This is a genomic window from Rouxiella aceris, assembly GCF_012933545.1.
Taxonomy (GTDB): domain Bacteria; phylum Pseudomonadota; class Gammaproteobacteria; order Enterobacterales; family Enterobacteriaceae; genus Rouxiella; species Rouxiella aceris.
Genome location: NZ_JAADJU010000003.1, coordinates 430,782 through 453,770, shown reverse-complemented (window position 1 = coordinate 453,770; position 22,989 = coordinate 430,782). Strand labels below are relative to the sequence as shown.

At 51.8% G+C, this 22,989-nt stretch carries 17 protein-coding genes; 11 read left to right on the top strand and 6 right to left on the bottom strand.

What is annotated here, in order from left to right; genetic code table 11:
• Window positions 1–38: 38 nt before the first annotated feature.
• A complete protein-coding gene (locus GW590_RS07960) occupies window positions 39–458 on the bottom strand; it encodes a hypothetical protein (protein ID WP_169402478.1) in 420 nt (139 codons plus the stop codon).
• Between the two features lie 333 nt (window positions 459–791).
• Here GW590_RS07960 and rstA point away from each other — a divergent pair, with 333 nt between their 5' ends.
• The 7 genes from rstA (at window position 792) to GW590_RS07930 (ending at window position 8,898) form a co-directional block, all read left to right on the top strand.
• Complete coding sequence (gene rstA, locus GW590_RS07955; RefSeq protein ID WP_169402477.1) at window positions 792–1,523, top strand: two-component system response regulator RstA; 732 nt, start codon at window positions 792–794, stop codon at window positions 1,521–1,523.
• Window positions 1,520–2,824 carry a two-component system sensor histidine kinase RstB gene (gene rstB, locus GW590_RS07950; protein WP_169402476.1) on the top strand — a complete coding sequence of 435 codons (1,305 nt, stop codon included), beginning with the start codon at window positions 1,520–1,522 and terminating at the stop codon, window positions 2,822–2,824. Before rstA ends, rstB begins: the two co-directional genes overlap by 4 nt.
• A gap of 66 nt (window positions 2,825–2,890) precedes the next feature.
• A complete protein-coding gene (locus tag GW590_RS07945) occupies window positions 2,891–4,381 on the top strand; it encodes a carboxypeptidase M32 (RefSeq protein ID WP_169402475.1) in 1,491 nt (496 codons plus the stop codon).
• Window positions 4,382–6,411: 2,030 nt separating this feature from the next.
• A complete protein-coding gene (locus GW590_RS07940; protein WP_169402474.1) occupies window positions 6,412–6,687 on the top strand; it encodes a hypothetical protein in 276 nt (91 codons plus the stop codon).
• Between the two features lie 405 nt (window positions 6,688–7,092).
• Window positions 7,093–7,593, top strand: a complete 501-nt coding sequence (gene asr, locus GW590_RS07935; RefSeq protein WP_169402473.1) for an acid resistance repetitive basic protein Asr — start codon at window positions 7,093–7,095, stop codon at window positions 7,591–7,593.
• Window positions 7,594–7,835: 242 nt separating this feature from the next.
• Window positions 7,836–7,916: a small membrane protein YdgU gene (gene ydgU / locus GW590_RS24695; RefSeq protein WP_456239016.1), complete on the top strand. Its 81-nt coding sequence runs from the start codon at window positions 7,836–7,838 to the stop codon at window positions 7,914–7,916.
• Window positions 7,917–8,046: 130 nt separating this feature from the next.
• Window positions 8,047–8,898 (top strand): trypsin-like serine peptidase, encoded by an 852-nt coding sequence (locus tag GW590_RS07930; protein WP_169402472.1) that lies wholly within the window; start codon window positions 8,047–8,049, stop codon window positions 8,896–8,898.
• Here the strand turns inward: GW590_RS07930 and hrpA are convergent.
• Window positions 8,895–12,773, bottom strand: a complete 3,879-nt coding sequence (hrpA, locus tag GW590_RS07925) for an ATP-dependent RNA helicase HrpA (protein ID WP_169402471.1) — start codon at window positions 12,771–12,773, stop codon at window positions 8,895–8,897. The two genes, GW590_RS07930 and hrpA, sit on opposite strands and share 4 nt — an antisense overlap.
• Window positions 12,774–13,037: 264 nt before the next feature.
• Between hrpA and GW590_RS07920 the strand changes: the two genes are divergently transcribed.
• Entirely contained in the window at window positions 13,038–13,655 is a 618-nt protein-coding gene (locus GW590_RS07920; RefSeq protein WP_169402470.1) for an FMN-dependent NADH-azoreductase, read from the top strand.
• A gap of 122 nt (window positions 13,656–13,777) precedes the next feature.
• Here GW590_RS07920 and GW590_RS07915 read toward each other — a convergent pair whose 3' ends face one another.
• The 3 genes from GW590_RS07915 to GW590_RS07905 are packed head-to-tail and all read right to left on the bottom strand — an operon-like array spanning window position 13,778 to window position 17,011.
• Complete coding sequence (locus GW590_RS07915; RefSeq protein WP_169402469.1) at window positions 13,778–14,116, bottom strand: YdbL family protein; 339 nt, start codon at window positions 14,114–14,116, stop codon at window positions 13,778–13,780.
• A gap of 10 nt (window positions 14,117–14,126) precedes the next feature.
• Complete coding sequence (locus GW590_RS07910; RefSeq protein ID WP_169402468.1) at window positions 14,127–14,318, bottom strand: YnbE family lipoprotein; 192 nt, start codon at window positions 14,316–14,318, stop codon at window positions 14,127–14,129.
• A complete protein-coding gene (locus GW590_RS07905; RefSeq protein WP_169402467.1) occupies window positions 14,315–17,011 on the bottom strand; it encodes a YdbH family protein in 2,697 nt (898 codons plus the stop codon). Before GW590_RS07905 ends, GW590_RS07910 begins: the two co-directional genes overlap by 4 nt.
• A 148-nt stretch (window positions 17,012–17,159) precedes the next feature.
• Here GW590_RS07905 and GW590_RS07900 point away from each other — a divergent pair, with 148 nt between their 5' ends.
• Window positions 17,160–18,152 (top strand): 2-hydroxyacid dehydrogenase, encoded by a 993-nt coding sequence (locus GW590_RS07900; RefSeq protein WP_169402466.1) that lies wholly within the window; start codon window positions 17,160–17,162, stop codon window positions 18,150–18,152.
• A gap of 126 nt (window positions 18,153–18,278) precedes the next feature.
• The gene (locus GW590_RS07895) at window positions 18,279–18,698 is read left to right on the top strand and encodes an META domain-containing protein (RefSeq protein WP_169402465.1); all 420 of its coding nucleotides are present in this window, start codon (window positions 18,279–18,281) and stop codon (window positions 18,696–18,698) included.
• A gap of 125 nt (window positions 18,699–18,823) precedes the next feature.
• On the opposite strand, the gene GW590_RS07890 is transcribed toward GW590_RS07895, so the two are convergent.
• Complete coding sequence (locus GW590_RS07890; protein ID WP_169402464.1) at window positions 18,824–19,102, bottom strand: putative hemolysin; 279 nt, start codon at window positions 19,100–19,102, stop codon at window positions 18,824–18,826.
• 332 nt (window positions 19,103–19,434) lie between these two features.
• Between GW590_RS07890 and nifJ the strand changes: the two genes are divergently transcribed.
• The gene (gene nifJ / locus GW590_RS07885) at window positions 19,435–22,959 is read left to right on the top strand and encodes a pyruvate:ferredoxin (flavodoxin) oxidoreductase (RefSeq protein ID WP_169402463.1); all 3,525 of its coding nucleotides are present in this window, start codon (window positions 19,435–19,437) and stop codon (window positions 22,957–22,959) included.
• Window positions 22,960–22,989 lie beyond the last annotated feature (30 nt).

Genomic DNA, 22,989 nt, shown 5'->3' with positions numbered 1-22,989 from the left:
CAGTTCGCGATGAACTGGTTTTTTTACGCCCATTATTATTACTGCTGTGAGGGCATCTGTAGTATCTGCACAGTCAAATGCTCATCCTTTTGCGTCAACTGCACCAGATATTTACATTCAAGCTGGATTGCGGTGAGCTGCTCTTCGGTTAGGGAATACGGCAGATGTATATCAATGCTATACATATTTTGCTGTTCCGCTAACTCGATCAGTCTCACAATATTGGTTTCGTCACTGACCTGCGTGGATACGACCTGTAATGCCAGAGCTTTGAGTTTGTCTTGCTTGGATTTCTCTTGCGAAGTCCGCGATCTCAGCACCATGCCAAAAAATGGCAATACGCCGAAGATAGCATCAAGAAAGCTCCATTGTTTTTTACACGATGCCGATAAATATTCCATATAATCAAAGGAAGCTTTCTCACTGCGCGCATCGGGTACCAGGCGACTTTCAGCCATCTCCATTCTTCTCCCGGCCAGTGTTAACAAATTTATTGTTTGATTGTTGTGATGGCGTTTATTTCGTAAAACCCTAAACCGCAGGCCCGGAAACGGCCAAAACCGCCTTTTAAAGACAATGTTTTGGAACGGTAAACACAATCTTCTATATAATGACATAGCTTTTTATAATGGCATAGTTTATTGACACTTTGCCAGTGAGCGCCCGATAAATCGCGCGCGGTCAACGGCTGAAAAAGACCGCGATAATTTAGGCTTATGTATACTGTGTCATGGCGTTGCTGCTCTGCTCGCGCTATGCTGGTGTTCGATTTTCTTGTTAGCAGCAAACCAATGAATAAAATCGTTTTTGTAGAAGATGACGCCGAGGTTGGTAAGCTGATTGCCGCCTATCTCGGTAAGCATGATATTGAAGTGCTCGTTGAACCGCGCGGCGATACCGCTCAGGCACGTATTGAGCTTGAACGCCCCGATCTGGTGTTATTGGATATTATGCTGCCTGGTAAAGACGGCATGACACTTTGCCGTGACCTGCGTCCATCCTATGAGGGTCCCATTGTCTTGCTCACCTCGTTAGACAGCGATATGAATCATATTCTGTCGCTAGAGATGGGGGCCAATGATTATATTCTGAAAACCACCCCACCGGCGGTATTGTTGGCTCGTTTGCGTCTGCATTTGCGCCAACGGCCCATGACGGCAGCCGAACCCGAAGCACCGCGTCAGCCGATGCAAAAAGGCAATGCCTTGCATTTTGGTCTGCTGTGTATCGATCCGGTCAATCGCGAAGTTACCCTGGCAGAAGAAACCATCACCCTGTCAACCTCCGACTTTGATCTGCTGTGGGAACTGGCGACCCATGCCGGACGTATTATGGATCGTGAAGCCTTACTGCTGAATTTACGCGGAGTCAGCTATGACGGACTCGATCGCAGTATCGATGTGGCTATTTCACGCCTGCGTCGCAAACTCTATGATAATGCCCTCGAACCTTTTCGCATTAAAACCGTGCGTAACAAAGGCTACCTCTTTGCCCCCAACGCCTGGGAGTCCGCGCGGGAATGAGAAAACTTTTTGTTCAGTTCTTTTTGCTGTTATTAGTCTGCTTTTTGGTCATGGCCATGCTGGTCGGGCTGGTTTATAAAGTCACCGCGGAACGTACCGGTCGTCAATCAATGAACGACCTGATGAAAAGCTCCCTGTACCTGATGCGCAGTGAACTGCGTGAAATTCCCATCAAGGACTGGAATAAAACCATCAGCACCTTGGAACTGAATCTGTCGTTCAAACTGCATATCGAGCCTTTGGGCAAACGCAAACTGAGTCCGGCGCTGGATGCACAACTGCGCAGCGGCGAGATTGTCGCCCTGGACAACGAATACACTTTTCTCCAGCTTGTCCCGCGCAGTCATTACGTGTTGGTGGTGGGGCCAATCCCCTATCTGTTCTATATGCATGAAATGCGTGTGCTGGATCTAGGGCTGCTCATTTTTATCGGCTTATCGTTGGCACTGCCGGTATTTTTATGGATGCGCCCGCATTGGCAAGATCTGCTCAAACTCGAAAATTCGGCGCAGCGGTTGGGTAATGGTTATCTGGATGAACGTACCCATTTTGATACCACCTCCAGTCTCAATCGGCTGGGGATTGCCTTTAACCAGATGGCCGACAATATCAATACGCTGATTGCCAGCAAGAAACAGCTGATCGACGGCATTGCCCATGAGCTGCGTACCCCGCTGGTCAGACTTCGTTACCGGCTGGCGATTAGCGAACATCTGCCGGAGTCGGAACAACATGCCATTAACCGCGATATCGGCCAGTTGGAATCCCTGATTGACGAACTGCTAACCTTCGCTCGTCTGGATCGTCCCCAGGTAGCATTGCATCTGTCTAAAATCAATCTCTCCGAGTGGATGGAGGACAAGGCTGATGATTACCGGCTGGTCAATGCCGAACATGAGATCGAGCTTAACGTCAGCAAAGAGGCAGATTTTGGCGGCGTTGACTTACGCCTAATGGAGCGAGTGCTGGATAATCTGGTCAATAATGCGCAACGCTACGCCAATGCCAAATTACGCATTGGCCTGTGGCTGGAAGGCGATGAAGCCTGTCTTCAGGTTGAAGATGACGGCCCCGGTATTCCACCGGAAGAACGTCAGCGGGTATTTGAACCCTTTGTCCGTCTGGACCCCAGTCGCGATCGCGCAACCGGTGGCTGTGGGCTGGGGCTGGCGATTGTGCATTCCATCGCCGTCGCCTATCAAGGGCATCTGACAGTGACTGCCAGCCCATTGGGCGGGGCCAGTTTTCGCTTTAGCTGGCCAGTAAAACCTGCCTTTAATCTGGCTATTGAAGCAACCTGATTGCATTACCGCTTTGCCTGTTATCGACTTTGCTATGCTTACTATTTTTAAAGTACGGAGTACGACATGACGACAGCTTATTCGCAGTTACGCGCCACTTTTACCCGTTTATCGCGCTTCAGTCATCTTTCGTCCATTGCCGGATGGGATATGCAAACGATGATGCCCGCCGAGGGCAGTAAGGCGCGTTCGGAAGCGCTGGCCGAGCTGAGTGTTCTCCAGCACCAGATCCTCACCGCTGCTCAGGTTGGCGAGTGGTTGCAACAAGCCAGGCAGGAAGACCTTAACGATCTCGAGCAGGCGAATCTACGCGAAATGCATCGTCAATATCAGCATGCGGCTTTATTGCCAGAGAGTCTGGTGGAAGCCAAATCCCTGGCCGGTGCGCGCTGTGAACATGCCTGGCGTCGTCAGCGTCCAGCCAATGATTGGGAAGGATTTGCCGATAACCTGCGTGAAGTGGTCAAACTCAGTCGTCAGGAAGCGACGCTGCGAGCCGAGGCCGCTGGTATCAGCCGCTATGATTCTCTGCTTGATCTCTATGAGCCGGGTATGACCGCCGTTAAGCTCGACGAAATTTTCGGCGATCTGAAACAGTGGTTGCCATCGCTACTGCAACAGGTGGTCGCCAGGCAACAGTCGCAACATTTTGCTCAGCCCGAGGGCCCCTTTGCTATTGATCAACAGAAAGCCTTGGGTCTAAAGGTGATGAAACGCCTGGGTTTCAATTTCGATGCCGGTCGACTGGATATCAGCGCCCACCCGTTTTGCGGCGGCGTTCCGCAAGATGTGCGCATCACCACCCGTTATAATGAGCAGGAATTTATCACTGCCATGATGGGGGTGGTACACGAAACCGGCCATGCCCGTTATGAACAAAATCTGCCGAAAGAGTGGCTGGGACAGCCGGTAGCCAATGCACGATCCATGGGGATCCATGAATCGCAAAGCCTGTTGTTTGAAATGCAACTGGGCTGTAGCGATGTATTTTTGCAATCCATCTATCCATTGGTTATTGAGCAGTTTGGTCTGCGTCCGGGGCTTGAACAAGCCAACTTTATTAAGCTGAATCAGCGTGTACAGCCAGGGCTTATTCGCGTTGATGCCGACGAAGTCAGTTATCCGGCGCATATTATTCTGCGCTACGAAATTGAGCAGGCATTGATTGAAGGTGAAATCGAAGTCGAAGATATCCCTGCGCTATGGAACAGTAAAATGCAGCAATATCTCGGTCTGGATACCGTGGGTAATTATCGCGACGGTTGTATGCAAGATATTCACTGGACCGATGGCGGATTTGGCTATTTCCCGACCTATACGCTGGGGGCGATGTATGCGGCGCAGTTATTCCAGACGGCCAATAAAGCGGTTCCGACGTTGCAAGAGGATATTACGCGTGGTGATTTAACCGCCCTCTTCCAGTGGCTAAATCAGAATATCTGGCAGCATGGTAGCCGTTTCTCTACTGACCAATTAATTGCCAATGCGACGGGCGAAACATTAAACACGGGTTATTTTCGTCGACATTTGGAAAGTCGTTATGGGGAGTTGGCTTAAATGTCATTTTGGCTTAAATCTCAATTTACTACTTAATAGTCAATTGGCTATGGGGAGCTGTATCGGGTTGGGCTTAAATGGCAATTTCCTTTTTTTAAAGTCAATGGGCTATGAGGAGCTGTTTCGGTTTTATAATAGCGGTGGCTACTTAACCCGCTGTGCCGAACCGAGTTAAGGAGCGCTGGCCCGCTCCTTAACAATCCTGGGCCTTTTGGTGTTGTTTATTCGTCTGCTGCCTATTACCGACTATGTTTCAGTCACTCCGAGCGTGGCACGAGCCGCGCTGCTGCGCAGTCCCCTTGCTCGGTCGGGAGCCAAAAGCGTCTCCCTCCGCTTCGCGCGGCGCCGTCTCTGAATGTGCCAACTAGCTATGTACATCGTACGGTTTGGCTTAAATGGCAATTTTGGTTTTTAACGTCAATTGGCTTTAGAGAGGCTGTTTCGGTTTGGGCTTAAATGGCAATTTTTGGTTTTAAAAGGCAATTGGCTATGAGGAGCTGTTTCGGTTTTATCATTGCGGTGGCAACTTAACCTGCTGTGCCGAACCGAGTTAAGGAGCGCTGGCCCGCTCCTTAACAATCCTGGGCCTTTTGGTGTCTTTGATTCGTCTGCTGCCTATTACCGGCTATGTTTCAGTCACTCCGTGTGTGGCACGAGCCGCGCTGCTGCGCAGTCCCCTTGCTCGGTCGGGAGCCAAAAACGTCTCCCTCCGCTTCGCGCGGCGCCGTCTCTGAATGTGCCAACTAGCTATGTACATCGTGCGGTTTGGGCTTAAATGGCAATTTTGGTTTTTAACGTCAATTGGCTTTAGAGAGGCTGTTTCGGTTTGGGCTTAAATGGCAATTTTTGGTTTTAAAAGGCAATTGGCTATGAGGAGCTATTTCGGTTTTATAATAGCAGTGGCAACTTGACCCGCTGTGCCGAACCGAGTTAAGGAGCGCTGGCCCGCTCCTTAACAATCCTGGGCCTTTTGGTGTTGTTGATTCGTCTGCTGCCTATTACCGGCTATGTTTCAGTCACTCCGTGTGTGGCACGAGCCGCGCTGCTCCGCAGTCCCCTTGCTCGGTCGGGAGCCAAAAGCGTCTCCCTCCGCTTCGCGCGGCGCCGTCTCTGAATGTGCCAACTAGCTATGTACATCGTACGGTTTGACTTAAATGGCAATTTTGGTTTTTAACGTCAATTGGCTTTAGAGGGGCTGTTTCGGTTTTATAATTGCGGTGGCCGCTTAACCCGCTGTGCCGAACCGAGTTAAGGAGCGCTGGCCCGCTCCCTAACAATCCTGGGCCTTTTGGTGTTGTTGATTCGTCTGCTGCCTATTACCGGCTATGTTTCAGTGACTCCGCGCGTGGCACGAGCCGCGCTGCTGCGCAGTCCCCTTGCTCGGTCGGGAGCCAAAAGCGTCTCCCTCCTCTTCGCGCGGCGCCGTCTCTGAATGTGCCAGTAGACTATGTAAACAGTGCCGGTTTGGCTTAAATGGCAATTGTTATTTTAAAATCAATTGGCTTTAGAGGAGCTGTTTTGGGTTAGGCTTAAATGGCAATTGTTGTTTTAAAACCAATGGGCTATGAGGAGCTGTTTCGGTTTTATCATTGCGGTGGCCACTTAACCCGCTGTGCCGAACCGAGTTAAGGAGCGCTGGCCCGCTCCTTAACAATCCTGGGCCTTTTGGTGTTGTCTATTTGTCTGCTGCCTATTACCGGCTATGTTTCAGTCAATCCGAGCGTGGCACGAGCCGCGCTGCTGCGCAGTCCCCTTGCTCGGTCGGGAGCCAAAAACGTCTCCCTCCTCTTCGCGCGGCGCCGTCTCTGAATGTGCCAGTAAGCTATCTACACCGTGCCGTTTCAGCGGCAAAATTGTCTTTTTATCTTTTTATCTTTTTATCTTTCGCTGTTGACCTTTAATGTTGCCGGTTTTGCTTTAAATGCTTCCTGGCCGATTCAAAACCTACGCTGAGCGACGTGGAGCGAGACGCTTTTGGCTCGCGACCGAGTGAAGGGACCGCGCAGCGGCGTGGTTTAGGCCACACACAAATGTCACTGGAAAGAACTACAACCGAGGGCACGACACTGTTCAATTTGGACAAGGCGCAGGATTCCAAAGGAGGCGCGCCTTCGCCTCCTTTGGGCGGTCTGGGCCGCCGCCCAGTGAGCGCAGCGAATGCAGTTGACGTTGAAGTTGAAGTTGAAGTTGAAGTTGAAGTTGAAGTTGAAGTTGAAGTTGAAGTTGAAGTTGACCTTGAAGTTGAAGTTGACCTTGAAGTTAAAAACAAATTTGCAATTAAAACCGAAACCCTTTGCTCGGAGTAAATTGACTTTTAAGCTATAAAGGCGCTCTGGGCCGCCGCCCAGTGAGCGCAGCGAATGCCCTTGAAGTTGACTTTAAAAAAAGAAAATTGTCATTTAAGTCCCCCCCTACCATTGCCTTCGGCAACAAAACCATCCCAGATCCCCCTGATTTCTCAATCATTTCCGCTCTCACAGACACCGCAAGTAACCACTTAACTAGTATGTTGTAACTAAGTGAGAGAAAAACCGGTTACACAAGGCAATTAATTATTTATAACCTATTGATTAATAGATGTTACTTGCTTTGTACATACCGTTACACGCCGAAACCAATCACATACGGACAAGGGGGGCTAACAAGCATAGTATTCTCTCACCGGCCCCGCAGTGGGGTGGATACATAAATTAAATTCTGAGGAATTAACGATGAAAAAAGTATTAGCTCTGGTTATTGCCGCTGCAATGGGCCTGTCTTCTGTAGCTTTCGCAGCTGAAACCACCGCTGCTCCAGCAGCCGCTGCTGCACCAGCTGCTACCGCTCCTGCTGCAACTACTGCTGCTCCAGCTGCAAAAGCAACTCCTGCTAAGAAAGTTGTGAAAAAACAAGCTGTTAAAAAACCAGCTGCGCAGAAAGCACAGGCTGCTAAAAAACACGTGAAAAAACACGCTGCTAAAAAACCAGCTGCGCAGAAAGCACAGGCTGCTAAAAAACACGTGAAAAAACACGCTGCTAAACCAGCTGCACAGAAAGCACAAGCTGCTAAAAAACACGTGAAAAAACATGCTGCTAAACCAGCTGCACAGAAAGCACAAGCTGCTAAAAAACACGTGAAAAAACACGCTGCTAAACCAGCTGCACAGAAAGCGCAGGCTGCTAAAAAACACGTGAAAAAACACGCTAAAAAAGCTGCACCAGCAGCTAAGTAATAAGTCTTTGTGAGCATCCCTGCTCACCTTTGCAAGACTGATTATTTGACACCCGGTTCGCCGGGTGTTTTTTTCTCCAGCATTCAGTACCCAATAGCTTCAAGATGCAGGATGGCGGCAAAAGCCCTTTACTCATCCCCACCGAGATTAGTAACCGGCATAAGTTGTACACAGCAAGCCACTCCCCACTTGCAAGATGACGGGTATATTTTGATTAAGCTTTCTTGAGGTATTGAAGGACGATGCTGCGACGCTACTTGTTCGAAATTACCCTGAGTTCACTGATTATCTGCGGTCTGATTACGCTGTTCTTCTATTTTTAAATTAAGCCAGCAGACTGTTTATATTTCGTCAGTAATCCTTACCTCTTATAATCTGAAAGCAATATACAGCTATACTCATCATCCTATTAATTGGTTTCTGATTACTCCCCGCACTCAAGGTCAAAACGATATGCGCCTAGCTTTACCGCTTGTCTTGTGTTTTTTCTGCTTCGCCCTTCCCGTTCATGCCGCCACGACGTCTGCGGATAACGACTCAGATACTCCCACGATCGGCCTTAAAGAGAAAACTGCCTTATTTTTTGGCCAGGATCATCGCACCCATGTTACCGAGGTGAAAAGCTGGCCGTGGCAGGCGATTGGTCAAATAGAAACAGAAAGCGGCAATCTCTGTACCGCCACGCTGATCTCTGAACATTTGCTGCTGACCGCCGGCCATTGCGTACTGGCACCGCCGGGAAAACTGGATAAGGTCATTGCATTACGTTTTGTTTCCCAGCACCATAAATGGCGTTACCGGGTCAAATCCCTGGAAACGCTGGTTGATCCTGCGCTTGGCAAAAAGCTGAAAGCAGACGGCGATGGCTGGATCGTCCCACCGAAAGCGGCCGCCTATGATTTTGCGCTGGTGCGTATCAATGACAGTAAACAAAAATTACCGATCAAGCCCCTGCCCCTGTTTCAAGGCAGCCGCGAGGAGCTTATCGCCGCGCTGAAACAGAATGGCCGGAAAGTGACGCAGGCGGGCTACCCGGAAGATCATCTCAATGATCTTTACAGCCATGAGGATTGTCTGATCACTGGCTGGGCACAAACCGGTGTAATGAATCACCGCTGCGATACCTTACCGGGAGATAGCGGCTCGCCGTTGTTGCTTAAGCAAAACGGCGATTGGTCGTTAATTGGTATTCAAAGCTCTGCACCAGCGGCGGAAGATCGCTATCGTGCCGATAACCATGCCCTCGCCGTGCCGGCAATTAAAGCCGCGTTGGTGACATTAAGCGACAATCAACTGGCGCCCTAGGACGCCAGCTGCTCCATCGTTTGTAAAATACGCTTGTCTGAGATGGGATATGGCGTACCCAGTTGCTGCGCGAAGTAACTTACGCGCAGCTCCTCTATCATCCAGCGCACCGCTTGCACTTCCTCACTGGCCTGACGTACCGGCGGCAACTTGTTCAACCACTGCTGCCATTTTTGCTGAATACTTTCCACTTTCAGCATTTGCGCCCGGTCACGATGTGCATCAATGGCCAGTTTATCCATGCGTTTCTCAATAGCCTGCAAATAGCGCAAGGTATCCGGCAGTCTCTTCCAACCATTCTGCGTGACAAATCCGCGATAAATCAGCCCTGACATCTGCGCCTTGATATCCGACAGCGCCAGAGCCATGCTCATATCAATTCGCCCTTTCAAACGCTTGTTAATGCTAAATACCGTGGTCAGTATCTGCTCGACCTGGATGGCAATGGCCACCACCGTCTCATTAAGGTGACCGCGTACATGTTCGTGTAAATGGGCAAAATCCTCTTCACGCCATACCGGACCGCCGGATTCAGAGATCAGCTTATCAATGCCGCAGGCAATACAGTCGTCAATCAGATCCAGCACTTTGCCATACGGATTAAAGTACAGTCCCAGCTTGGATTTATTAGGCAGTTTTTCATGCAGATACTTGATTGGTGAAGGAATATTCAGCAACAACAGGCGTCGGGTACCGCGCCACATTGCCTGCGCCTGCTCCAGTTCGCTGTCAAACAGGCGAATGGCAATACTGTCTTTTTCGTCCACCAGGGCCGGGTAGGCTTTGACTTCATAACCGCCACGTTTCTGTTCATAACAGTCGGGCAATGAACCAAAGCTCCAGACATGAAGATTATTTTGTTCAATACCGTCATCAGCCACGGAAGAGAGGGTTTGCTGCACCTGTTCCTTAAGGGTTGATTTTAATGCCGTCAGGTTTTTACCTTCGCGCAGAGCTTTATTTTTGTCATCCACCACGCGGAAGGTCATTTTCAGATGGTCAGGGACTTGCGTCAGCTGCCAGTCATCTCGTGACACTGTCACGCCGGTCATTTTGCGCAGCTCACGCTCCATGGACTCCAGTAACGGCAGTTCAAACGGCGTGGCCCGCCCTAAAAAGGCATCAGCATAGTTGGGTGCCGGTACAAAGTTGCGGCGGATCGGTTTGGGCAGCGACTTAATCAATGCCATCACCAACTCGCGACGGATCCCCGGGATCTGCCAGTCAAAACCCTGCTCTTCTATCTGATTAAGCAGCGGCAGCGGAATATGCACGGTGACGCCATCGGCATCGGTACCAGGCTCAAACTGATAAGTCACGCGCAGCTTGATATTGCCCTGATGCCAGAAGTTAGGATAATCCTGCGCGCTTACCTGACCTGCGCCCTCTTTGATCAGCATGTTTTTCTGGAAACTCAGGCTGTCGGCGGGCTGGTTTTTCCACCAGCTGTCGAAATGCTTGCCTGACACGACTTCGCGGCCAATACGTTGATCGTAAAATAAAAATAGTGTTTCGTCGTCTACCAGAATGTCGCGGCGGCGGGATTTATGTTCCAGCTCTTCCACCTCCTGGCGCAGACGCTGGTTTTCACGGAAAAAGGCGTGGCGCGTTTGCCAGTCACCTTCCACCAGCGCGTGGCGAATAAAGAGTTCGCGGGAGATCACTGCGTCAATACTGCCGTAATTGACCTTGCGCGCCATAACAATCGGCAAGCCAAACAGCGTGACTTTTTCATCGGCCATCACCGCCCCCTGGGCTTTTTCCCAGTGCGGCTCGCTGTAGCTGTATTTCACCAGATGTTTGGCCAGTGGCTCGATCCATTCCGGTTCGATTTTGGCGGCAACGCGCCCCCACAGGCGGCTGGTCTCTACCAACTCGGCAACCATCGCCCATTTTGGTGGTTTTTTAAATAAACCAGAGCCTGGGAAGATAGCAAAGCGGGCATTGCGCGCACCGGTAAACTCCTGTTTCTCGACGTCTTTTTGGCCGATATGCGACAGCAGACCGGTTAATAATGCACAGTGCACACTGCGGTAATCGGCGGGCAAGCTGTTAATGCGCAGCCCCAGTTCTTTAACCACCTGACGCAGTTGCGTATAGATATCCTGCCATTCACGTACGCGCAGATAGTTAAGATAATCGCTGCGGCAAAGTTTGCGAAACTGCGCCGAAGAGAGCGCTTTTTGCTGCTCTTGCAGATAATCCCACAAGTTAACAAAAGCCAGGAAGTCGGAATCCTTGTCGGCAAAGCGACGGTGTTTTTCATCCGAGGCCTGCTGTTTATCTACGGGCCGCTCACGGGGATCCTGAATCGACAGCGCAGCGGTAATGATCATCACCTCACGCAGACAGCTGTTTTGCTGCGCTTCGAGCACCATACGCGCCAGTCGCGGGTCCACCGGCAGTTGTGCCAGACTTCGGCCCTGCGCGGTGAGGGTATAACGGCCATTTTCGGCGTTATTTAACGCGCCCAACTCTTCGAGCAGGCGCACACCGTCCTGGATATTGCGTTTATCCGGCGCTTCTACAAACGGAAACGCTGAAATATCCCCCAGCCCCAGGGAGGTCATCTGCAAAATAACCGATGCCAGATTGGTGCGCAGTATTTCAGGATCGGTAAATTCGCTGCGGGACAAGAAATCCTGTTCCGAATAGAGTCGAATACAGATCCCTTCGGATACGCGCCCACAACGACCTTTACGCTGATTGGCCGAAGCCTGGGAAATCGGTTCGATAGGCAGACGTTGGACTTTGGTACGGAAACTGTAGCGGCTGATACGGGCGGTACCGGGATCGATAACATATTTGATCCCGGGCACCGTCAGCGAGGTTTCTGCCACGTTGGTTGCCAATACAATACGACGGCCAGAATGGGACTGAAATACCCGATTTTGCTCACTATTGGACAAGCGGGCATATAACGGCAAAATTTCGGTATGCGGCAAATCCAGCCGATTAAGGGCATCGGCCGTATCGCGGATCTCCCGCTCACCGCTCATAAAGATCAGGATATCGCCGCGACTTTCACGACCCAGCTCATCAACGGCGTCGAAGATTGCCTGTAACTGATCGCGGTCAGTATCTTCGGCATCGTCAACCACTGGACGATAGCGCACATCTACCGGGAAGGTGCGCCCGGAGACTTCGATAATAGGGGCATTATTGAAGTGTTTGGAAAAGCGCTGCGGATCAATGGTCGCCGAGGTAATAATCACCTTTAAATCAGGGCGTTTCGGTAATAACTGGCGCAAATAGCCGAGAATAAAGTCGATATTGAGGCTGCGTTCGTGCGCCTCATCGATAATCAGCGTGTCGTACTGCAATAACTGACGATCCTGCTGGATTTCGGCCAGCAGAATACCGTCGGTCATCAGCTTGACCAGCGTATTTTCACCCACCTGATCGTTAAAGCGCACCTTGTAGCCGACGGTATTACCCAGCGAGGTTTCCAGCTCGTCGGCAATACGGTTGGCCACGGTTCTGGCCGCCAGCCGCCGTGGTTGCGTATGACCAATCAGCCCTTTGATACCGCGTCCCAGCTCCATACAGATTTTCGGGATCTGCGTGGTTTTGCCCGAACCGGTTTCACCCGCCACTATCACCACCTGGTGATCACGGATGGCCTGATAGATATCCTGTTTCTTTTGGCTGACCGGCAAATTATCCGGATAGGTAATTTTGGGGCGCGATGCCTCACGGCTACTGACTTTTTGCAAACTCTTCTGAAATGCGCTTTCCAGTTCTTGCGTCAGTGTTTGCAACGCCTGGGGATCGTTGATTTTCTTTGCGCCCTGCAGGCGACGCTGCAGACGCTGTCGGTCACGTAGCATCAGCCCGTCAAGTTGTGCTGATAGTGCCGCGAGCGGTGATTTCACGTTCGATATTCCTTGATGGTCGGCAGGCGCTGGCCTTGCCTGAATAACACTATGTTATCACAAGCGATTGCGGTTACTGAACGTTGCTGCGGTTTTCTCCACTGCGCGGCGAAATGGCAACCAGTGTGATGACCTAATCGTTCAAAAAATTCGAATATAGACCTCGAAATATTGCGCTATCACTGGCTGCAATTTCTCCCTAGAGTAGACCCTATTGTTGGGACAGCCTGTCCTTGTATGACATTCACTCAGAAGGAATTATTAATGAGTAAAGTACTGGTTTTAAAATCAAGTATCCTGGCTAACTTCTCACAGTCTAACCAATTGGCCGACTACTTCGTTGCGCAATTCCAGGCAGCCAACAGCGCCTCTCAGGTTACCGTACGTGATTTGGCCGCCGACCCGGTTCCGGTGCTTGACGGTGAATTGGTTGGCGCACTGCGTCCTTCCGATGCCCCATTGACTCCGCGTCAAGAAGAAGCGCTGGCGCTGTCTAACGAACTGATCGCTGAGCTGCAGGCCAACGACGTGATCGTTATTGCTGCACCAATGTACAACTTCAACATTCCTACTCAGTTGAAAAACTATTTCGACCTGGTAGCCCGTGCTGGTGTGACCTTCAAATACACCGAAAAAGGCCCGGAAGGTCTGGTGAAAGGCAAACGTGTGATCGTGCTGACCAGCCGTGGCGGCATTCATAAAGACACGCCAACCGATCTGGTTGCCCCTTACCTGAGCCTGTTCCTCGGTTTCCTTGGTATGAGCGACGTAGAATTTGTCTTTGCTGAAGGTATCGCTTACGGTCCTGAAGTGGCGACCAAAGCACAGGCTGATGCCAAAGCTGCCATTGATGCTGCCATCAAACAAGTTGCCGCTGCCTGATCCACCCGCTTCGCTATCGGGTAATTCACTTTAGAATCTTATGGTATCGATAGCGTTGTAGTAACCATTGCGTGCTTCTCCCCTTGGAAGCGCGCTTTTTTATGGCCGGTGATTGGCAACTCTTATTTTTGCAGCCATTGTCCGTTAATACCGCGAACAAACTCTCCCTTGCCAGCGCGAGCCACCAGTTTCTGCCCGGCCAACCTGGCCACGTCGGCGGTGCTGACCTGATTATTTTTCGCCACCTGCTGATATTGTTGTTCTCGCCCCTGATTGATGCGCGTCACCAACGCCTGCGTTTCGCCGTCTTGCTGCACCGCCGCCAGATAGCCGGGGAGCGTTTCCCCCACCCGTCCCTGCTGTTTGGCCTGATCTACCGTTAAGGCCAGCGCGGTACCACAAAACAGCCAGCCGCAAAGCAGGAGGATCAATGTCAGGCCTTTGCTTGTTGCCAATTTCATTGCAGGCTCCTTAAAAAAGATCGCTGTTATTTTTCAGCAAGGTTTCAACGTCTTTATCGACCTTGATATGAATTTCGTGCTCAATTTTCACATTCATATTGATGGTAATGGGCGCCGAGGGGGCGGCAAGTTCAATTCGCGGCACACAGCCTGAGAGCAATAGCATCAGCAGCGGTGCCGTCCAGAGAGGGATGGGAATCATGGGTGCTTCCTCACGTCATTATCCTTGTTGATCGTCTCGGACCCAACGGGACTCGAGGTTGACAGTTGTTGTTGCAGCCACTCCTGCAAATTGTCGCCAAAGCGCAAACTGCGCCACAGCTGATAGATATTTTCCTGATGAGTGTAATTGAGAATAATTTCCCGATTCTGGTGACCGATATTATTTATACCGTTGACCTGTGCCGCCATGGTTAACTCGCCGAGATTATCGAGACTGACCTTGGCATTGGCACGATGGATCTCCATATAGCGTAGCCATTCAACCACCAGCCGATTGGCAATATTGCCTGCCGCCATCGCCTCGGCAAACTGGGTGTCCAGTCGCAGCGTCAGACCGCCATCATTGGCAATCCAGCCGTCATGGATCAACCAGCGCGGGTTATCGACATACAACGGCAGCTCACCATTGACCCGGCCCGACATTGCCAGCTGTTTGGGTTTTAGCGCCGTTAACAGCGCACTGAGGTCGATTTTTTGCAGTTTAAGCACCGCCGCATCGTGCTGCGGTAAACGCAACGATGACAGACTGATATGACCCAATAACGCATCCATACCAACATTGCTGAGCAACAGCGGTGCCCTTTCGCTCCAGGGATAACTGCCTTGCAGCTGCATGGTGATATTTTGCATCGCAAACAGGTTATTAAGTTCACCAATGCGCAAGCTGACCGGCTGCTTGCGGCCAAACTGCCAGTGTTGATCTTTCAGTCGGTAGGAGAGAGAAAAATCGAGACCGCTTAGATCACCGTCTTTTAGCCACAGACTGCCGTCTTTGACCACCCAGTGGCCACCGGCGATAAATCCCTGCCCGCGCGCTGCCGAAAAGGCCGATTGAGCATAGAAACTGCCGCCGCGTAATTTAATATTCAGATCTGGCGTCAGCAAGCTTTGAAAAACGGTCAAATCCTGTTTTGGCCACCAGCCCTGACCGCGCAGACGTTCCCCGTCCCAGCGCCCCTTCAGGCGGATCGGACCGACAGGCTCCGCCGCCAGTTGGCCATCAAGGATAAGATTCATCGGACCATCGCCCTTAAAGCCCAACGTCAGCGTGGCCGCCGGTAAATAGCCGCCATTTTCCAACGAAATTTTATGGGCCACCAGCTGCAATGCGCCGTGAAAATCAGGGGTAGCAGTACTCTGTGTCGCAGCCATTCCCGCTGGCAACGGACGTTGCCAAAAGAGCGGCTGCGTTAAGCTCAGGCGCGGAGCCTCAACATTGACCAGGCCATAATGTAAACGGTCAAAGCCGGTAGACAGGCTAGTAATCGTCAGCAGGGTATCTTGCCAATTGCCTTTACCTGCCACATCCCACTGGCCATTAAGCGGCGGTAATTTCCCCTTGCCCCAGTAGTTGAAATCCCAGCGTCCCTTATCCGGCCAGAAAGTCTGCGACTTGCCGTTAAGGTGCAGATTAAAGGCCCCCCAATAATGATCCTCGGCGCGCACAATGGCTTGCAGTGGTCCGCTGATGCCTTCGGCGCTGACTTTTACCCCGGCCAGCGGCCAGCGCGCATCCTGCAAGGTTAAGCTCGGCGTTGGTTTTCCCCAGGCGCGCAGCAGCGCCCCGCTGTGCAGAGCCACCTGCGGATTTAACAGCGATCCACTGAGCGTACCGGGAAATGAAGCACTAAGGGAAATCTGCGCCAGATTCGCCTGGCCGGTCAGTTGAAAATTGATATCGCTATCGAGCAAACCCACTTTACCCGGGCCAAGAGAGAGCACGGCATTGCCTTTACCGTTATGCCCCTGGGTCAAGACGTTTAATCTGCCGGTCAAGGTGGTTTGATTGAGATTATCACTCCAGTTATTCAAGGTGAGACTGACTCCCCCCGATAACGGCTGTGCGGCATAAGGCCAGCGCCACTGCCCTTGGGTAATGGTCAGCTGCTTTTCACCCAATTGCCAGGGCAAACTGAGCAACGGCAGGTTTTCACCCTGTTCGCTGACGCGCAGTTCACCCTGCACATCCTGCCAGCTAAGGCTGATATTCAGCGGCTGAGGCACCGCCAGTGTCTGCATTTGACCATGCAGTTCGCCGCGCAGCGGCAGCCGATCAAGATCGACAGGCAGGGTCAGCTTACCGGCAAGCTGCCAGGGTTGTGCACCACCGGGAGGAAGCACCGTCAGGGAGTGAATATTGAGTTGCTGCTGGTCGTCCAACTCGGCATCAAAGCTTAGTGACGATCCCTGGTAATGCAGCCTTTGTTGCTGTCCGTTATTGCTCAACAGCAGATCGCCGGCATACTGTTGCCAGGGCGTCACGCTCAATCTGGCAATATGCAACTCCCCCGGCGGCAACTGTTTTTGCAACGCTGGCAAGGAAAGCGCCGTGCTGTTTTGTTCACCTGCAGGTAAAGAAGCCAGGCAGTCGCTGGCGAGATCCAGACTATCGAGTTGCAGTTGCCAGCGCCCGGCCTGCCGCTGTAACCGAACATTTTGTGCCTTGACCAACACACAGCCCTGCGCCGAATATTGCAGGTCTGGCAGTTGCCACTCGCCCTGTGTCCATACGGGAGGAGCCGAGATAGCCAGCTGTGATCCACTCGGCAACCAATGGCGGGCAACGGCGGGTAACCACTGGGGTATCGTTTTCCAGGCAATGGCCAGCAGCAGTAACACCAGTGCCGCCGTTGCCAGCAAGATCCCAATGAGATGTTTAAGTCCTTTCCTCATGTAACGCCCTGTTATGCTCTTAACAGCTGCAAGATAGCATAAAAAGGCACGTTTCCCTCGCTTACCCTTTGTTTGTCACCTTGCACAGTGCTAGTTTTAAACCATGTGTTTCTTAAAAATGGATTATTCACTTGTTGGAGCATCAAGCATGAAACTGGCCGTCTATGGCACCAAAAGTTATGACAGAAAATACCTTGAGCTGGTTAATGAGCAATATCATTACGAACTGGTATTTTTTGATTTTATGCTGAGCAAACACACGGCAAAAACTGCCGTAGGTTGTGATGCAGTGTGCATTTTCGTTAACGATGACGGCAGTCGCGAAGTATTGACCGAGCTGGCATCAATGGGGATCAAAATTCTGGCGCTGCGCTGTGCTGGCTTTAATAATGTCGATTTGGATGCGGCAAAAGAGCTGGGTATTCAGGTGGTGCGCGTTCCTGCCTACTCGCCGGAAGCTGTGGCTGAACATGCCGTCGGCATGATGCTCTGTCTTAATCGTCATATTCACCGTGCTTATCAACGCACCCGTGAGGCAAATTTCTCCCTCGAGGGTCTGACCGGTTTTAATATGTATCAGCGTACCGCCGGGATTATCGGCACCGGCAAGATCGGCGTGGCCACCATGCGCATTCTGAAAGGGTTTGGCATGCGCATTCTGGCATTCGATCCCTATCCCAATCCCCAGGCGCTGGATTTGGGCGCCGAGTATGTGGATCTGAAAACGCTGTATGCACAGTCGGATGTTATTTCGCTGCACTGCCCGCTGACCCCGGAAAACCACTATATGCTCAATAAGGATTCCTTCAGTCAGATGAAGGATGGCGTGATGATCGTTAATACCAGTCGCGGCGGGTTACTGGATGCCAGCGCAGCCATTGACGCCCTCAAACAGCAGAAAATTGGCGCGTTGGGGATGGATGTCTATGAAAACGAACGCGATCTGTTCTTTGAAGATAAATCCAATGAAGTGGTACTGGACGACGTATTCCGCCGTTTATCCTCATGCCATAACGTGCTGTTTACCGGTCATCAGGCATTTTTAACCAGTGAAGCCTTGACCAGTATCTCGGAAACCACGCTGCTCAATGTCACGCAGCTTAGTCACCATGAGAATTGCCCGAATCTGGTGACGGCTTAAGTTAGCTGGCAGATTTTCGAAAGATTTCTGCCAAAAGTTTGGTTATTATTGTCATCCTGTTCGGTACTTAAGCAAAATTAAGTACCGAACACACTGAAATTCAAGGATGTTTCTTCAGGAGAAAAGATGAACAAAACCGCCATAATCACACTGTTGGCTGCCGTTACTCTTAGCGGCTGTAGCCACCCTCGCCTTAGCGCCGACACTCTGCAACATCATCGTTATGAACTGGTCAGCATTGACGGCGCAGCAATTAATACACCAAACCCGCAAAAACCGACGCTGGAATTTGGCGAGAATATGCACGTTTCCGGCAAGATGTGTAACCGCTTTAACGGCCAAGGTCAGTTGGCAGACAATGTGCTGACGGTAAAACCGATGATGTCCACCCGCATGCTGTGTGCCGACCCGCAGCTTAATCAGGGGGATATGCTCTTGGCCGAGATGCTGGAGAAAGGGGCGAAAGTCAGCCTGCAGGCGCAGACACTCACGCTGACCCAGGGCCAGCATCAACTGATCTACCAGCTTAAAGAGTGGGTTAATTAAGGAAAATAAACCGTGGCGTTGTGGCAAGGCGGCAACTGAGTGAATCCCGATGAGCTGACATTAGTCAGTGATTCGGGTGAGCGAGGGCAGCCAACACCGCCACGGCGTCAAGGGCGCAGGGGGGGTTAGGAACAGGCCCCGCTAAGCAACGCCCCTTGCATACAACGCCGGCCATTAGCCATCTGACACATCCCCACCGAGCTGCCGTCTAACTGACGGGAAAGCTGCAAGCTGCCACCGGCCAGCGAACAGGCTGCGGCCACCGGGCTATTGGCATCCTGATTACGGTGAGAGATATTAAAACTGTTACCCTTTTGCGGTACTTCCGCCGTCTCTTTATTACTGCTGCATGCGGCCAATAGCAACGTCGTGCTAACCAGTAATAATTTAAACGCAGTTTTCATCAACCCTGCTCCCGGATGAATATTTCAATAATTTTAACGACAGTCATCATAGCCGAGCTTTTCTGCTGCCGTCGAGAGCCAGCGAGAAGTAAATAGCGTTTTTTCCTAAAAAATCACCGACAATCAGTAATGATTTCTCTGGTTGATTTGTTCTGCTTGTCGAGTTTGCGCCTGTTACCTGAATTTCTGTATTAGTCTTCTGGGGTTAGCTGTGAGTCGCGGCGTAACACAATCCTGATAAAGGTCAGAATTCTTCCTCTGCTAAACTTTTACTATCCTGACGAATTTTAGGGGTATTCCCGTTCGTCGCTTGTTTAGAAAAAGGTTTACTGATGATCACCACTGACGGGAATAATGCCGTTGCCTCCGTGGCTTACCGCACCAATGAGGTTATTGCCATTTATCCAATCACCCCCAGTTCCACCATGGCAGAAATTGCCGGAGCCTGGTCAGGTGAGGGACGAAAAAATATCTGGGGTGATGTCCCGCGCGTTATGGAAATGCAGTCGGAAGCCGGTGCCATTGCCACCGTGCACGGTGCGCTGCAAACCGGCGCCCTCTCCACCTCGTTTACTTCATCTCAGGGATTGCTGTTAATGATCCCGACACTGTACAAACTGGCCGGTGAGTTAACCCCCTTTGTACTGCACGTCGCGGCACGCACCGTGGCAACCCATGCTTTGTCTATTTTTGGCGATCACTCCGATGTTATGGCGGTGCGACAAACCGGTTGTGCCCTGTTGTGCGCCAGTAGTGTCCAGGAAGCACAAGATTTCGCGCTGATTTCTCAGGTTGCGTCCCTTAACAGCCGTATTCCGTTTATTCACTTTTTTGACGGTTTCCGCACCTCCCACGAAATCAATAAAATTGAGCCCCTTGACGATGACACGCTGCAACAAATGCTGCCACAGTCGCAAATCGCTGCCCATCGTGCTCGCGCCTTGTCGCCGGATCATCCAGTGATCCGCGGCACTTCCGCCAATCCTGATACCTATTTTCAATCACGGGAAGCCACCAACCTGTGGTATGCGCAAAGCATCGAACATGTCGAAAACGCCATGGCGCAGTTTGCCACGCTTACCGGCCGCCACTATCAACCCTTTGAATATATTGGTGATCCGCAGGCAGAGCGTGTCGTGGTATTGATGGGCTCGGCTATCGGTACCTGTGAGGAAGTGATTGAAGCTCTGCGGGCGCGCGGTGAAAAAGTCGGCGTGCTAAAAGTCCGCTTATATCGCCCTTTCAGTGCCCGTCACCTGCTGGCCTGCCTGCCGCTGAGCGCCAGAAAAATCGCCGTACTCGACCGCACCAAAGAACCGGGGGCCCTGGCCGAACCACTGTATCTCGATGTGATGACCGCGCTGGCCGAAGCCTTTAGCCGCGGCGAACGTCCGCTGTTACCCACAGTGATAGGTGGTCGTTACGGCCTGTCGTCAAAAGAGTTTGGCCCTGACTGTGTACTGTCGATATTTGACGAATTACAACGGGATATGCCGCGCCCGCGCTTTACCGTGGGCATTTATGATGATGTTACCGGCTTGTCGTTACCGGTCAATCAGCAGGCGTTGCCGCAGCATGCCTCGCTGGAAGCACTGTTTTACGGCCTCGGCAGCGACGGTTCCGTCTCCGCCACCAAAAACAATATCAAGATCATCGGTAACTCCACCGACCTCTATGCCCAGGGCTATTTTGTCTACGACTCGAAAAAAGCCGGCGGGTTGACCGTTTCCCATCTGCGCGTCAGCGAAAAACCGATCCAGTCGGCTTATCTGGTCAGCCAGGCACACTTTGTCGCCTGTCACCAATGGCAGTTTATCGATATGTACCAAATGGCAGAGCGACTGCGTCCGCAGGGGATCTTTTTGCTTAATACGCCATTTAGCGCAGAAGAAGTCTGGCAGCGCCTGCCGCTGGAAGTGCAATCGGTCTTGCGCCAGCGCGAAGCCCGTTTCTATATTATCAATGCGGCAAAAATCGCCCGTGAATGCCAGCTTGGCGCTCGTATTAATACCGTCATGCAGATGGCGTTTTTCCATCTTAGCCAGATCCTGCCCACCGAGGTCGCGCAACGGCAACTGACCGATGCGATTTCACGCAGCTATGGCAGCAAGGGCAAGGAGGTCGTAGAGCGCAACTGGCAGGCGATGGCCGCCACCCTTGAGCAGTTAATTGCCATTCCCTTGCAGGCCATCCCGCAACAGGGCCATAAACGACCGCCGATTGTCTCGGATAAAGCGCCGGACTTTGTTAAAACCGTTACCGCCGCGATGCTGGCCGGGTTGGGTGATGCCCTGCCGGTATCGGCGTTTCCACCTGATGGCACCTGGCCGACCGGGACCACACAGTGGGAAAAACGTAATATTGCCGAAGAAGTGCCGATCTGGCAGCCCGATCTTTGTACCCAGTGCAACCACTGCGTTGCCGCCTGTCCGCACGCGGCCATCCGCGCCAAAGTGGTGCAACCCGAGGCTCTGAGCGCGGCACCGGACACCCTGCAATCTCTGGACGTCAAATCCCGCGATATGCGAGGCCAGAAGTACGTGTTGCAGGTGGCTCCCGAAGATTGCACTGGCTGTAATCTCTGTGTCGAAGTGTGCCCGGCCAAAGATCGCAACGACCCGCAAATCAAGGCGATCAATATGGCCGATCGCATTGAGCATCTGGTTGCCGAGAAAGCCAACTATGAGTACTTTTTGCAACTGCCGGAAATTGATGTCGCCAGCCTGGAACGGATCGATATTCGCACTTCACAGCTTATTTCACCGTTGTTTGAATACTCCGGCGCTTGTTCCGGCTGTGGCGAAACGCCTTATATCAAGCTGTTGACCCAGCTGTATGGCGACCGTCTGTTGATTGCCAATGCTACCGGCTGTTCCTCCATTTACGGCGGTAACCTGCCCTCTACGCCGTATACCACCAACGCCGAAGGGCGCGGACCGGCATGGGCAAATTCGCTGTTTGAAGATAACGCCGAGTTTGGCCTGGGCTTTCGTTTAACCGTCGATCAGCATCGTGCACGGGTATTGCGTTTGCTGACCACACTGGCTGAACATATTCCAACTGACTTGCTGGCGGCATTGCGTGATGAGACGCTGAGCGTCGAAAACAAGCGCCAGCAGATCGCGGTGCTACGTACCCTGCTCGCCAGCCTCGATAGTGTGGATGCGCAACAACTGGCAACTGATGCCGATTACCTGGTGGATAAATCTATCTGGATGATCGGCGGCGACGGCTGGGCGTACGATATCGGCTACGGCGGACTCGACCATGTGTTAAGCCTGACGGAAAATGTCAATGTGCTGGTACTCGATACTCAGTGCTATTCCAACACTGGCGGTCAGCAATCCAAGGCCACGCCGCTGGGGGCCGTCACCAAGTTTGCCGAGCAAGGCAAGCGCAAGTCACGCAAGGATCTCGGCGTCAATATAATGATGTACGGTCATGTTTACGTGGCGCAAATCTCGCTGGGGGCGCAGTTAAATCAAACGGTCAAGGCTATCCAGGAAGCCGAGGCCTACCCAGGCCCTTCGCTGATTATTGCTTACAGCCCGTGCGAGGAACATGGTTACGATTTGGCGCTCAGTCACGATCAGATGAAACAACTGACTGCTACCGGTTTCTGGCCACTGTATCGTTTTGATCCACGCCGGGTGGCAGAAGGCAAAGCGGCGCTGGCGCTCGATTCCAGACCGCCAAACAGCAATCTCAGTGAGACGCTAAATAACGAGCAACGCTTTAGACGACTCAATACCCAGCAGCCGGAGGTGGCCCAGCAGCTCTATGCGGCCGCCGAGAAAGATTTGCAGCAAAAATACGATTTTCTCGCGCTGCTGGCGGGTAAAGGAGGCGAAGCTTAATCCGCAGTAAGGCGGGCATATATTCTAATG

Bases quoted from the DNA above. Each gene is read 5' to 3' on its own strand.
- GW590_RS07960 (WP_169402478.1), bottom strand. From the start codon at position 458: ATGGCTGAAAGTCGCCTGGTACCCGATGCGCGCAGTGAGAAAGCTTCC.
- rstA (WP_169402477.1), top strand. From the start codon at position 792: ATGAATAAAATCGTTTTTGTAGAAGATGACGCCGAGGTTGGTAAGCTG.
- rstB (WP_169402476.1), top strand. From the start codon at position 1,520: ATGAGAAAACTTTTTGTTCAGTTCTTTTTGCTGTTATTAGTCTGCTTT.
- GW590_RS07945 (WP_169402475.1), top strand. From the start codon at position 2,891: ATGACGACAGCTTATTCGCAGTTACGCGCCACTTTTACCCGTTTATCG.
- GW590_RS07940 (WP_169402474.1), top strand. From the start codon at position 6,412: ATGTCACTGGAAAGAACTACAACCGAGGGCACGACACTGTTCAATTTG.
- asr (WP_169402473.1), top strand. From the start codon at position 7,093: ATGAAAAAAGTATTAGCTCTGGTTATTGCCGCTGCAATGGGCCTGTCT.
- ydgU (WP_456239016.1), top strand. From the start codon at position 7,836: ATGCTGCGACGCTACTTGTTCGAAATTACCCTGAGTTCACTGATTATC.
- GW590_RS07930 (WP_169402472.1), top strand. From the start codon at position 8,047: ATGCGCCTAGCTTTACCGCTTGTCTTGTGTTTTTTCTGCTTCGCCCTT.
- GW590_RS07920 (WP_169402470.1), top strand. From the start codon at position 13,038: ATGAGTAAAGTACTGGTTTTAAAATCAAGTATCCTGGCTAACTTCTCA.
- GW590_RS07915 (WP_169402469.1), bottom strand. From the start codon at position 14,116: ATGAAATTGGCAACAAGCAAAGGCCTGACATTGATCCTCCTGCTTTGC.
- GW590_RS07910 (WP_169402468.1), bottom strand. From the start codon at position 14,318: ATGATTCCCATCCCTCTCTGGACGGCACCGCTGCTGATGCTATTGCTC.
- GW590_RS07905 (WP_169402467.1), bottom strand. From the start codon at position 17,011: ATGAGGAAAGGACTTAAACATCTCATTGGGATCTTGCTGGCAACGGCG.
- GW590_RS07900 (WP_169402466.1), top strand. From the start codon at position 17,160: ATGAAACTGGCCGTCTATGGCACCAAAAGTTATGACAGAAAATACCTT.
- GW590_RS07895 (WP_169402465.1), top strand. From the start codon at position 18,279: ATGAACAAAACCGCCATAATCACACTGTTGGCTGCCGTTACTCTTAGC.
- GW590_RS07890 (WP_169402464.1), bottom strand. From the start codon at position 19,102: ATGAAAACTGCGTTTAAATTATTACTGGTTAGCACGACGTTGCTATTG.
- nifJ (WP_169402463.1), top strand. From the start codon at position 19,435: ATGATCACCACTGACGGGAATAATGCCGTTGCCTCCGTGGCTTACCGC.